Raw genomic sequence first — 13619 nt, forward strand, 5'->3', positions numbered from 1 at the left:
TTTTAGTTGATTACTCGTAACCTTCGTTCTGTGTAAGATTTGGATTCTTTTGCCTGTCGCCGAGAGGAATGGGCAACAGGATAGCTTCTTTACGCCACCGTGTTTTACGGATGGAATACAATGCATCTGCCTGCCCGGTACGTTTCACATCAAACCAGCGATGTCCCTGCTCACCAAACAGCTCTGTCATCCTTTCCTTGTAAATCATTTGTAACAGCGCTTCTTTGGCGATACCTGGATTCACGTCCGCCAGCAAGGGAATGCCTGCGCGTTTACGTATCACATCAATATCTGCAATCGCATCTGCCAGCTTATTTTGCTGCGCCCTGGCTTCTGCACGGATCAGGTACTGCTCTGCCAGGCGGAACATCACTACGGCTTCGTTGCTGCCATTATTCAAGGCTTTGTATTTATAATACGCCGTATCTCCATTGGATGCTTTAAGCGTCCAGGCAGACAGCCGCAGATCCCCTGCTTCAAAGGATCCGGCCAGCCAGGTAGTGAAACGGAAAACGGGATTGGTAAGACTACCGGTCATCCGGCTTCCTTCCATCGTATAATTGTTGGTACCTGCGTTGGCAAACTGAAAGATAGCTTCCTGTGATGTGAGCAGGAATACGTTCTTCAGGGAATCTATGGCATACGGACCGGCAGCTATCACTGCAGTGGCCTGCTTTTCGGCTTCCGCCCAATTCTTACGGTACAACTGTACCCTGGCTAACAAAGCGGTGGCAGTCCATTTATTGGCGCGGATCCGCTTACCCGCCTCTGTAAATACGGTGCCTGCATTTTCCTGTGCATAGGCCAGGTCGTTAAGTATAAGGTCATACACTTTATCAACGGGCAGGCGTGCCAGCAGCGCGTTAGTCCGGTAGTCGGATGTAACCGGCATGGGTACATCACCGAATGAATTCACTAAATAGAAATAGCAATATGCGCGGAGAAAATGTCCTTCTCCAAGCAACTGCCGTTTCACCGGCGCAGATACGCCGGGTGCTGCTGCTACATTTTCCAGCAGCACGTTTACCTGGTACAGCATATTATACAAACCCGCCCAGATGGTATTCACTCCGCTGGAGGAGGCGGTGAGATTATTATCCACAAACGCCTGGTTGTCGTCGTTATAGGTAACGCATTTCAGTTCATCGGATGCAATCCCCAGGCAGGAAGAAAGCATACCGCTGAAAGGCCCGCTGCCCCACACATTCTGGGTACTGGCATAAACACCACGCATCGACGAATTGGCTTTTTCATCGTCAGCAAAAGCAGCGGCTGTACTAATCTGGCTGTTGGGAAGCGCTACGTCTACAAATTTATTGCAGGAAACTCCCAGCATCAGCGTTGCCAGTAAAAATTTATATCGGAAATTCATTGTCATGTTATTCGCTGTTAAAATGATTTAAAAACCAACCTGCAAACCTGCGGTGATAGTTCGTAATGGCGGCAGTCTGTTCAGCCACGCCGTTTCGGGATCCACTACTTTCATGGGCGTCCAGGTAAGCAGGTTCTGTGCAAGTCCGTATACCCTCAGATTGCTGATCCTGGCTTTCTTCAACCAGCCGGCAGGCAGCTCCCAGGAAAGCGAGATGTTTTTAAGACGCAGGAAAGACGCATCGCCATATCTGAGATCGGAATAGAAAGCTGCATTCCAGCCCGACAAAGAATTGGATGCGCCGCTGTTGGCGGTAATCAGTTTCTGATAGGCCGCATCATCCCCGGGATGTTTCCAGGTGTCCATCGCTTCATAAGGCAGATTTTGCATAGCGCCGGCAGGTAAATACGTAAAGCCGGAAGTCATATACGACATCCAGTTCACCCCTTTCTGTTTGGTAAACTGTAAAAGGAAATCGAGCGTTAACCGTTTAAAGCGGATGGTGTTGGTCATACCGCCATAGTATTCCGGATCAGTATCAAACAACGGCTGCAGATCTCCGCCGGCGGTGTTTGCACTCACCTGGAAGGTGCCGTTCTTATTGAGGTCTTCAACAGTATATAAACCTGTGTTGGGATCTATACCGGCATACCTGGCAATGTATACCAGATTCAGCGACCTTCCTATCTGGTAAGAAGAAGCATAGGAAGTCTGGTCCAGTCCATCAAAACGCAGCAGTTTATTATCAGGAAGAGTGAGATTAAAATGCGTCACCCATTCAAAATTCTTCTTCCGGATATTATTGCTGGTAAAGGTAAATTCAAATCCCCTGTTCTGTACCAGTACTCCCGCGAGGTTGGCGGTGATAGTGCTAAAGCCGGTAATACCCGGCAACGGATATTGTACCAGCGGATCACTGGAGCGGTTACGGTACCAGGCCGCGGAAAACAGGATCCTGTCTTTCAGGAATCCCGTTTCCAGCGCGACTTCCAGCTTCAGGTTCTTTTCCCAATGCAGGTCTGGTTTAAACAGGGCGGAAGGAGTAAAAGCAGTCTGATTGCCATACGTGGGATAAAAGATATAAGAAGTATAGGCATCAAGATATTTATAATCACCTATCTTATCGTTACCGGTAATGCCGTAGCTGGCGCGCAGCTTCGCAAAGCTGATCACGGGGATAGCCTGCATAAAAGGTTCGCCGGATAATAACCAGGCGCCCCCCACTGCCCCAAAGTTGGAAAAGCGGTAGTTAGGTCCGAAACGGCTGGAGCCATCTCTTCTACCGGAAAAGTTCAGGATATATTTATCGTCATAGTTATAATTAACACGACCAAAAAATGCCTGGTATTTGTACTCGCTTGAAATGCTGGAAGGGCTTATAAAAGCATTGGCGGGAATGCCTGTCATTGATCCCAGGAATTCATCACTGGTATATCCTTTTACGGTGAAGCTGTAGCCTTTGTTTTGCTGGCTCTGGTAAGTAGCGCCGGCAAGGATATCCAGTCTGCTTTTACCAAATGAGGTGGCATATTCCGCCTGTGGCTCCACGATCCAGCTTTTGAAATTATTATTTCCAAAAGCAGCTCTGCCCGTGAGGTCTGGTGTTTGCGGATTCTGCGCGGTTTTAGGTACGAGGCTCAGTTCATTTACCGTCATGGTGTTATAGCCAATACTGCTGCGGATAGTAAGGCCCGGCAGTATCATATACGAAAGCAGCGCATCAGCCATGAGGCTTTCAGTGGTAGCGGAATATTTCTGAAGCATATAGGCCAGGGGGTTATCCATCGTGATGCCTTTTTCATTCCACATTAGTCCACCGGCAGAATCATAGAGTGCGTAATTAGGCGGCATGGTAATAGAGCCTGCGAGATCCCGGCTGCTGGTAGTATTTTTACTGGAAGAATAATTTGCGCGGAAAGCGCCGTTGAACTTACGGTCGTTGGAACGGGTGTTCAGATTCAACTGGCCGGAAGCCCGGGTGTTGGGAAATTTACCGGGATACACATCTGTTTCACGGTAGTAGCCACCGCCTGCGAGGTATTGTACCAGCTCCGATCCACCGGAGATAGACGCCTGCGCATTGGTAGTAGTGGCGGTACCGCCTATCAGTTGTTTGGCAAGATTATTATCGCGCGTGGTATCCCATACCAGCAGGTCGTATGCGTTGGCGATGGTTTTTACTTTATTATCATTGGCAAAGGCTTCATTACGCATGGCCACGTAATCTTTTGTACTCAGCAAATCCGGGATTTTAGCACGGCTCCCGCCGGAAGTAATATTAAGATTAAAGCGGGTGGCGCCGGCCTTGCCACGGCGCGTGGTGATGAGCACCACGCCATTGGCGCCGCGGCTGCCGTAAATAGCCGTGGCGTCTGCATCTTTCAGAATTTCTATGCTTTCTATATCCGCCATGTTGATGCTGTTAATCGGACTAAGACCGGTAGATGAATAGGCAGAGATAGCAGATTGCAGCAGGTTGATGTTCGCATTGTTGGCGGCCAGCGGAATACCATCCAATATAAAAAGCGGTTCATTGCTGGCACTGTTGTATTTGTCGACCTGTGTACGGCCGCGGATCTCCACTTTAAATCCTGCGCCGGCCACACCGGTAGTTTGTGTAATGATTACACCGGGCGTTCGGCCCTGTAAAGCAGCGAGCACATTGGATACCGGCGCCTGGTTTAATTCTTTCCCGCCTACTTTATCAATATTACCTGTGGCCATACGCTTTGAAGTGAAGCCGTACGCCTGTACTATTTTTTCATCCAGTGCGCTCACGGATGCTTCCATCACCACGCGCATCGGCGTACCGGCAGGCGGCACTATTACTTCTCTTGTTTGAAAACCGATAAAAGTGATCTGCAACGTTTCGCCTGGTTTGGCTTTAATGGAGAACTTACCGGAAGCGTCGGTACTCACATAATCAGCCGTTCCTTTTACGCGGATGTTGGCGCCGGGCAAGGGAGAGCCATCCACAGCGATGATGATCCCTGTTGCTGTACCCTGGTCAATAACAGCTTCCGGCACAATTTCCTTCTCCCGGATAATAATATTTTTATCACGGATACTGTATACCAGGGAGCGGTCTTTTAATATCCCTGTCAGAAAGGCTTCCAGGGGAATATCTTTTACCGCCACCGAAACCGGCGTCGTGGCTTTAATTAATTCCAGGTCGTAAAATACGAGGTAGCCGGTTTGCTTCCGGATCTCTGAAAAAACCTGGTTCAATGGAATGTTATTAGCATTCAGTGTCATTGTTTGTGATACCACTTTGGCGGATACATGTAAACAACAAACTAACAGGAGATAAGCGGTGAATCGCATAACCCGGATGATTTTAGCCAGGAAACTGCTCTTGGTTCCACTGGTTGATTTTTTGGAACGTCCCAAAGGGCCAGACATGGGATGGCCCTTACAAAGCGCATAAATTTGCATACTTTTGCAATAGTTAATGGTTGATTAATAATGAGTCTACCCAGACTTTTCTATTTAAGTAACCAGGCTACTTACCGCTCCGGTTGCCCCCGGGGCGGTTTTCGTTTGTATTACTGCGACTGTACTACCAGCCGCTTTCCTTCTTCTATATGTACATTTACTTTCATCATGCGCATCACCTCTACGATATCGGAGAGGTGGAGATTTCTTGATAACTGGCCGCCAAAGATGCGGTGCGGTACCGGTCCTTTGTAAATCACTTCCACATCGTACCAGCGCGATACCTGTCGTAATACTTCTTCCAGGTCCATCTTTTCAAAATCAAAAATGCCGTTCTTCCAGGCTATCACCTGTGACAGCGCTGCGGGTGTGAGCGATTTGATTACTACGCCGGCAGCACGGGGATTCGCCTGCACCTGTTGCCCCGGCTGCAGCAATATTTTATCACTGCCTTTCACTACCTGTACGCGCCCATCGGTCAGGGTGGTCTGGATACTGCTTTCCTCCGTATACGCGTTCACGTTAAAGTGTGTTCCCAGTACTTCCACGGAAACGCCTGCCGGAAGGCTCACCCGGAATGGTTGTCCGGGCATTGGCGCCACTTCAAAGTAAGCTTCTCCCGTAACTGTTACCAATCGCTCTTTACCGGTAAATGCAGTAGGATAACGGATAGAGGAAGCCGCATTAAGCCATACCGCTGAATTATCCGGCAGTACTAACCTGAACTGTCCTCCCCGTGGTGTGGTGAGTACGTTGTAGCTCACTTCACTGCCGGCGGCTTTCACGTCATACTTCAGCTCCCCGGCATTTTGACTGATAGCGGTATTCCCCTGCTGAATCAGCTGTTTGCCGCTGCTGTCCAGCACTACCTGTGTACCATCTGCCAGTGTAAGCACGGCTTTATTTGTACCTGGCGGCACGTCTGTCTTTTTTGCAAACTGCGGCGCCGGCGGGCGGCTATGGTCACGAAGAAAATAAGCCGTACTTCCCAGCAGGAACAGCCCTGCAGCTGCCGCCCACCACCACTTCCGGGCAAACATTTGTTTTACGGGTGGTGTTGCTGCCGGCAGCTGCGCCAGGATTTGTTGATACAATTCATCAGCCGCAGCGGCGGGCAAAGTGATGTCTGTTGTGTGCCTGGCCATTAATTCATCCAGTATTGCTTCATCGGGCTCGCCTTCCCGCAACGCCGCCATTAATTCAGCTTTCTCTTCAGGCGGGGCAGTCTGGTTATAAAACCGGTTAAGCAAATATTCCCATCTTGCTCTTTGCATATTGGTGGTTTGATAAGATAAAGTGGTCCTATTTACATTACTGACAACCGGGAGGGAAAGAAGGGGTAGTGGAGGAAAAAAAATTCTCAGCGGCGTACTTCCAGCAAACAAATAGCCAGCAGGCCGATGGTGTTGCCGTTATCTTCCAGGTATTGTTTTACTGACCGGAGTGCAGCCATCATATGTTTTTTAACAGTTTCCCGGGAGATATTTAACTGGTAGGCGATATCGTCATGCTTAAGCCCTTCCAGGCGGCTCATGCGGTATACCCGCTGCTGTTGTGCCGGCAATTGGCCGATAGCCTTATGCAGTAATTGTTCCAGCTCTTTTCCCAGCGCAGCTTCTTCGGTATGGTTATGATCTTCCCGGAAAGGATACAGCTCCCTGATAATGCTTTCTTCATGCGCCCGGCGTTTCATCCCGTTCAACACCTGGTTGCGGGTCATCCTGTTAATATATGCGGGCAGGTTATCAATGGTGTGCAGCGATTGCCGGTTTATCCAGATCTTTATCAGTACGTCCTGCACCACATCTTTGGCAATAGTGTCGGATGCCGTCATCCTCAGTGCGAAAGAATAAATAAAGGGATGATAGCGGTCGAACAACTGCCTGAACGCCGACTCCTCTCCCACGGCCAACTGCTCCAGCCATTGCCGCTCCAAATTCATATTTTCTTGCATGTTCCGAAACCTGCCTCCCCCGGCAGTAATTGGTTGATTTGCGGTTAAAAGTAGTAAAAAACTGATAGTTCCGGTAATATGTATCCCGGCAGCAATGATGCATCTCTTTCTGAATAATAAATGAGCAGAACTTCCTAACTTCCCACACAACTTTGCATATCAGTTATGAGATGGATCACCCGGGAACGCCCTAAAATAGACAGGCTCGCCTGCCCCTGGCTTATCAAAAGATTTGTAGACGCCGGCGCGGAATTTATTTACGTGCCGTTCAATGATGTACTGCCAATGGCCGCCCAACTGAACGCAATCCCCTTTGATATTGCCGGCGTGGAATACACGCACTACGACGATCTCTGCACCTTCGACTATATCATCAAAAAACACCACATTGAAGACAGCGCCGTTCTTGCCTTAGCTCCCATCGTTCGCGGAGCGGATACCGACCGGCACGACCTCGCCCCGCAGGCATCGGGCCTCTGGGCCATCTCCGCAGGCATGGCCTATGATGAACCGGATGATCATAAGCTGCTGGAAAAAGGAATGCTGCTGTACGATTCCCTGTACAGCTGGGCCAAATACTTACAACATGTTAAACATACCCAGCAACCTTTTGAAAACCAGCTGCTGGACATCTTTAATAAATTTCTCCAACGCGAAAAAGACACTAAAAAAATACCCGCCTGGGCAAAAGAACTCAAAGAAATTATACAGGACCAGATCGATACCAACCTCAATCTCAGCCTGAAAGGACTCTCCGAAACACTGCAGGTGCATCCCGCCTATTTATCACGCGAGTTCTCCAAATATTTTGATAACCTTTCCTTCGGGGATTATATCCGCAAATTACGGATCGATAAAGCCATTCAGCTCCTCTCCTCCACCAATCATTCGCTCACGGAAATAGCCTATCTCACCGGCTTTTCAGACCAGAGCCATTTTACCCGGATCTTCAGGGTACATACCGGTAAAAGCCCATCTGCCTATAAAAAAAGTTTGGGGAAAAAGTAAAAACTATCCTAAACCTTCGTTTTCGTGCTATTTTTTTGTGACGGGTTGTCGGACTTTACAGCCAAATTGAGCTGCTGAAGAATAATGGACACTAATAATACCACACCTTACACGCTTCGCCAACTGGTACTTTATTTCCTCGGACTGGGCACCTGGGGCTTTGGCGGCCCGGTAGCGCTGGCCGGCTACATGCACCGCGACCTGGTAGAACAACGCAAATGGATCAGTGAAGAGGATTATAAAGAAGGTCTTGCTTTGGCGCAACTCGCTCCCGGACCACTGGCCGCCCAGCTGGGCATTTACATCGGGTATATTCATTACCGCATCCTGGGCGCCACGCTCGCAGGACTGGCATTTGTGCTGCCCTCATTCATCATGGTGGTGATACTGGGTTTCATCTATACCCAATGGCAGGGAATTCCCTGGATGCAGGCCGTGTTTTATGGCGTTGGCGCAGCAGTAATAGGGATCATCGCTATGAGCGCCTGGAAGCTCACCCGTAAATCTATCGGCACAGATAAATGGCTGACAGGCATCTATCTTATTACAGCCGCCTACACCGTATGGAAAGAAAATGAAAACATCTGGCTTTTCCTCGGCGCAGGGCTTATTTACTGGTGGCTGAAATCTCCCCGGAAAAAAATATCTCTCCCGAAAAAGAAGCCGGCAGATCTTATTAAATCATTATCATTTCCACTCCTGTTCAATACCTCCCTCTCTACATCAGGCAATACCCTCTGGCAGCTCCTCCTGTATTTTACCAAAGCCGGCGCACTGGTTTTTGGCAGCGGCCTCGCCATTGTTCCATTCCTGTATGGTGGCGTGGTAAAGGAACATGCGTGGTTAAATGAACAACAGTTTATGGACGCAGTAGCCGTAGCCATGATCACTCCCGGCCCCGTAGTGATAACAGTGGCCTTCATTGGTTTCCTGGTAGCCGGCTTTGCCGGCGCCTGTGTAGCGGCTTTAGGTACCTTCTTTCCCTCCTACATTTTTACCGTAGTACCGGCGCCTTACTTCAGGAAATACGGGAAACATCCCGGTATCAAAGCTTTTGTGGATGGTGTTACCGCTGCCGCTATCGGCGCCATTTCCGGCGCGGTGGTTGTATTAGGCAAAAGATCACTGACCGATGCCTATACCATCGCTATTGCCATTATTACAGTGGTTATACTATGGAGATTTAAAAAAATACCCGAGCCACTTATTATCCTCGCAGCAGCAGGTACCGGGCTTTTACTGAAAAATATCCAATGATTGTAATATCTTAACAGAACATTTCCCACCAGAAAACCGGACCATACTTCTAAACAGTTTGATAAATGAACGTTTACCATAAAAAGATCTTGATCTGCGGTTGTTTCGTCACGCTATCATTATCTGGTATAGCACAGCAAAGAACTATCCGTATCAAAGAATTACTATCACTGGTACAATCGCAGCCACACGTAAAGGCTTCAGAACAGCAGTCCCGGGCAGCGGAATATAATATACGTATGGCCCGGAATTCACTGGTGCCGGAGCTTACCGCGGGGTATCAGGCGGGATATGCTACCTACAACAATATCACAGGCATGAGCTATCCCGGTTTACTTTTACCGATCAGTGGCCCGCCATCCACAGGAAATACCTACGACCCGGTTCCGGGGACGGCTTTAACGGCCCTGGTGAAATGGAACCCGCTCACCTTCGGACAACGCCAGGCTGCGGTAGAAAAGGCTACCGCCCAATATAAACTGGCAGGCAGCTATTATAATGAAGCGCTCTTCCGCCAGCAGTACTTAGCCATATACACTTACCTCGATGCCGTATACCTCCAAAAATTATTGTTGAGCTACCAGGCAAATATCGAACGCACACAAGCCGGTTTGCAGCAATCATTGATACTGGCACAACAGGGGTTAAGGCCCGGTATTGACACCACACAGTTCCAGTCGGTGCTGGCACAGGCCCGGATGGACCTCCTGACGGCACAACGGCAATACTACGCACAGGTTACAGAGCTCACCCGTCTTGCAGACCTGCCGGGTAAACCGGACGATATTTTACTGGCAGATACTTCGCTGATAAGCCAGTTCCCTTCCGGCGCCGATACCACTACAAACGTTACAGCACATCCTTCTTTCCAATATTATCAGACAAAAAAAGAAGTAAGTGAAGCCGCGCTGAAGGAAGCCGGTCGCGCCTGGCGCCCCAAGCTGGATCTCTGGGCCAATGCCTATGCCCGCGGTTCCGGCGTGGATGCTTCCGGCAACATCAATAAAGCAGATGGCTGGTCGCTTTCCCGGAAAAACTACGGCGCCGGTATCCAATTGAGTTTTCCCATCCTGCAGTTTTCACAGGTAAATCTTCAGAAAAAACAATACCGGTTACTGTTGAAATCTGACGAAGCACAACTGGACCAGGTAACACTGAATCTGCAAAAGCAACAGGAAACAGCACAGTTTAATTACGACCAGAACCTGCTGATTGCACGCCAGGCATTAATACAATCACAGGCCGCGCGGTATGCTTTCGACGGATTGAAACTCAGTTATGAAAGCGGGCTGGTAGACTTTACCCGCCTGATGCAGGGACAATATGAATTGTTGAAAGCAGAAACAGGCGAAGCCGGCGCATTCCTGCAGGCATGGCATGCGCTACTGGAGCTGGCTGCCGCAAATGGCAACCTGCATGTTTTTACAGATAAACTGAAATAACGAATCATTCTTTATGAAACTAATCATTTCGGCATTAAGGCATCCCGTCACCATACTGGTAGCTGTTATTGCCATCCTCTTCTTTTCTTTCCTCTCCATCCGCAACGCCAAGGTGGATATATTCCCGCGCCTCGGACTGCCGGTTGTATATGTTGCCCAGCCTTACGGTGGCTTGTCGCCCGAGCAGGTAGAAGGTTTTGTTACTTCTTATTATGAATACCACTTTCTATACATCACCGGTGTTAAATATGTAGAGTCGAAAAGTATACAAGGCGCCGCCCTCATCAAAATAGAATTTAATGAAGGCACCGATATGAGCCAGGCAATGGCGGAAGTAGTCGGTTATGTGAACAGGGCCAGGGCGTTTATGCCGCCCGGTACCGTGCCACCGTTTGTTACCCGGTTCGACGCCGGCAGCGTGCCGGTGGGACAACTCGTATTCAGCTCCGACAGCAGATCACTGGGGGAAATATCAGATCTGGCGCTGTTCCGCGTGCGACCTATGTTTTCAACACTGCCGGGCGTATCTGCCCCGCCGCCGTTTGGTGGTAACCAGAAAACAGTGCTGATCACCATAGATCCGGAAAAACTGCGCGGGCATAACCTTTCACCGGACCAGGTGGTGCAAACCATTGCGAAATTCAACACCATCTCTCCTGCCGGCAATGTACGCATCGGCGATACCACTTACATCACCCCGCAAAACAGTGTCATTGAAACCTTGCAGGATTTGCAGAACACACCATTGCAATCCGGCGCAGGACCGGCAATATACGTGAAGGATATTGCCAACGTTACGCTGGGCTCGGATGTCACTACCAGCTATGCACTGGTGAACGGCAAACGCTCTGTTTATATCCCGGTAACAAAACGCGCCGATGCTTCCACCTGGGATGTGGTACAAAGAGTGAAAGCCGCACTGCCCGACATGCAGGCCGCTATCCCGGAAGATATAAAAGTAACCTACGAATTTGACCAGTCGGGGTACGTGATCAACTCCCTGAAAAGCCTGTTGTTTGAAGGCGGGCTCGGAGCCCTCCTCACCGGCCTGATGGTATGGTTTTTCCTGGGCGACAGGCGCAGCGCACTCATTGTGATCATGACCATCCCGCTGGCATTATTATCCGCGGCTACGCTGTTATACCTCACCGGCCAAACCATCAATATTATGACGCTGGGAGGACTGGCGCTGTCCGTAGGAATACTGGTAGATGAAGCCACCGTGACCATTGAAAATATTCACCGCCACCAGGAACTTGGTAAAAACAAAGCACGCGCCATCGCAGACGCCTGCCGGGAAATAGCCGCACCAAAACTGCTGATCCTCCTGAGTATCCTCGCAGTATTTGTGCCCTCCCTGTTTATGAATGGCGTGCCCAAAGCCATGTTCCTGCCTTTATCACTGGCCGTTGGTTTTGCTATGATCGCCTCTTTCCTGTTATCGCAAACTTTTGTACCGGTAGCTGCCAACTGGTTGCTAAAGGACCATCAAACACAACAGGACACCGGATTTTATTATAAACTGAAGCAAAAATATATCCACGCGGGACAACGTTTCCATACCGGTTTCGGATGGCTTACCACTTTGTTCCTTGCCGTATCGCTATTGCTCGTAGTGCTGTTGTTTTCTTTTACCGGCACAGAACTGTTCCCGCAAACCGACAGTGGCCAAACGCAAATTCGTTTACGCTTACCCGTAGGTACCCGCTTTGAACGGACGGAAGACGCCACCAGGAAACTGCTGCAACTATCAGACAGCATTGCCGGCAAAGGCAACACCGACATCACTTCCGCCTTTATTGGCACGCAACCATCCAGCTTCCCGGTAAACTATATCCACCTGTGGACCGGTGGCCCGCATGAATCAGTAACAAAAATAAAGCTGAAGAAAGATGTGATTCCGATAGCTGTTTTCAGAGAGAAATTACGCGCCGCTGTTGCCAAAGAAATTCCAACAGCCACAGTTTCTTTTGAACCGGGCGACATCGTGGAACAAGTGCTTAACCTCGGCAGCACTAACCCCATAGAAATAGCGGTGGTAAACCGCAACCTCGCAGAAGGCCGCAAAACAGCGCAGCAACTGGTACAACAACTGAAGGCCATTCCTTCGTTACGTGATCTGCAGATTGCCACACCGTTGGACTATCCCGCTATCAGGCTGGAGGTAGACCGCGTAAAAGCTGGTCAGCTTGGCATTTCCGGCGAACAGGCCGCCCGCTCCATCGTAACCGCTACTTCTTCCAGCCGTTTTACCTCGCCTAATTACTGGCTCGATAAAACAACCGGAACCGCCTACCAGGTACAGGTGCAATACCCCGAATACCGGATGAACAGCACCGCGCAGCTGGAAGCTGTTCCCGTATCAGGTGGCATTGGCAACACGCATTATCTCAGTGAAATAGCCACGTGGAAACGCACGGTTGTTGCCGGTGAATACGACCGTCTTAACCAGCAACGCTACATCACCATCACCGCAAACATTCAGCAGCAGGATGCCGGAACCGTTTTCAATAAAGTAAACAACATTATTTCCGGCATGGGTAAACTACCCAATGGCGCAAAGATCCTGCTGCGCGGACAACCACAGCTGTTACAGCAAACGCTTACCAGCCTGCAGTTTGGATTACTGATTGCTATCATCGTGATCTTCCTGCTGATGACGGTTTACTTTCAGTCGTTCCGTGTGGCACTGGCTACCTTGTCCATTATCCCCGCAGTGATAGCGGGTTCCCTGCTGTTCCTTTTTATTACCGGCAACACGTTGAATATCCAGTCGTATATGGGCGCCATTATGGCTGTTGGCGTAGCCATTGCAAACGCAGTACTGTTCATCACCAGCGCAGAGTATAACCGGAAAGAAGAGATTCCATCAGGGCATCTCCGCGCGGCGGAAACGCGCCTCCGTCCTATCCTGATGACCAGCGCCGCTATGATAGCCGGCATGATCCCAATGGCAGCGGGCCTTTCTGAAGGGGGCGATCAAACCGCACCGTTAGGCATTGCAGTAATTGGCGGCCTTTTGTTTTCAGCCATCAGCGTACTGTTTTTCCTGCCACCCGTATATCAGCTGATCATTGGAAGAAGGAAATTTGTAGCTGTTTCTTTAGATCCGGATGATGTAAACAGTATTCATCACGACAAACAATCTTAA

Annotated in this window: 8 protein-coding genes; 4 read left to right on the forward strand and 4 right to left on the reverse strand. The window is 49.6% G+C overall.

Going from position 1 to position 13619, the window contains the following annotated elements:
• Positions 1 to 10: 10 nt before the first annotated feature.
• From B5Z18_RS01570 to B5Z18_RS01585, 4 genes are all read right to left on the reverse strand, one after another.
• Positions 11 to 1378, reverse strand: coding sequence for a RagB/SusD family nutrient uptake outer membrane protein (locus B5Z18_RS01570; protein WP_079467660.1), 1368 nt, complete (start codon positions 1376 to 1378; stop codon positions 11 to 13).
• 21 nt (positions 1379 to 1399) lie between these two features.
• A complete protein-coding gene (locus tag B5Z18_RS01575; RefSeq protein WP_159454147.1) occupies positions 1400 to 4696 on the reverse strand; it encodes a SusC/RagA family TonB-linked outer membrane protein in 3297 nt (1098 codons plus the stop codon).
• 221 nt (positions 4697 to 4917) lie between these two features.
• Positions 4918 to 6081, reverse strand: coding sequence for a FecR family protein (locus B5Z18_RS01580; RefSeq protein ID WP_079467662.1), 1164 nt, complete (start codon positions 6079 to 6081; stop codon positions 4918 to 4920).
• An 86-nt stretch (positions 6082 to 6167) separates the two neighbouring features.
• Positions 6168 to 6749, reverse strand: a complete 582-nt coding sequence (locus B5Z18_RS01585; RefSeq protein WP_159454148.1) for an RNA polymerase sigma factor — start codon at positions 6747 to 6749, stop codon at positions 6168 to 6170.
• A 177-nt stretch (positions 6750 to 6926) separates the two neighbouring features.
• Here B5Z18_RS01585 and B5Z18_RS01590 point away from each other — a divergent pair, with 177 nt between their 5' ends.
• From B5Z18_RS01590 to B5Z18_RS01605, 4 genes are all read left to right on the forward strand, one after another.
• On the forward strand, positions 6927 to 7769 hold the full coding sequence (locus tag B5Z18_RS01590) for a chromate resistance protein ChrB domain-containing protein (RefSeq protein WP_079467664.1): 843 nt from the start codon (positions 6927 to 6929) through the stop codon (positions 7767 to 7769).
• A gap of 84 nt (positions 7770 to 7853) precedes the next feature.
• Positions 7854 to 9026, forward strand: a complete 1173-nt coding sequence (locus tag B5Z18_RS01595) for a chromate transporter (RefSeq protein WP_079467665.1) — start codon at positions 7854 to 7856, stop codon at positions 9024 to 9026.
• A 65-nt stretch (positions 9027 to 9091) separates the two neighbouring features.
• Positions 9092 to 10468: a TolC family protein gene (locus B5Z18_RS01600; protein ID WP_079467666.1), complete on the forward strand. Its 1377-nt coding sequence runs from the start codon at positions 9092 to 9094 to the stop codon at positions 10466 to 10468.
• A gap of 13 nt (positions 10469 to 10481) precedes the next feature.
• Positions 10482 to 13619 carry an efflux RND transporter permease subunit gene (locus B5Z18_RS01605; protein ID WP_079467667.1) on the forward strand — a complete coding sequence of 1046 codons (3138 nt, stop codon included), beginning with the start codon at positions 10482 to 10484 and terminating at the stop codon, positions 13617 to 13619.

It is taken from the genome of Chitinophaga ginsengisegetis, assembly GCF_900168065.1.
GTDB lineage: Bacteria > Bacteroidota > Bacteroidia > Chitinophagales > Chitinophagaceae > Chitinophaga > Chitinophaga ginsengisegetis.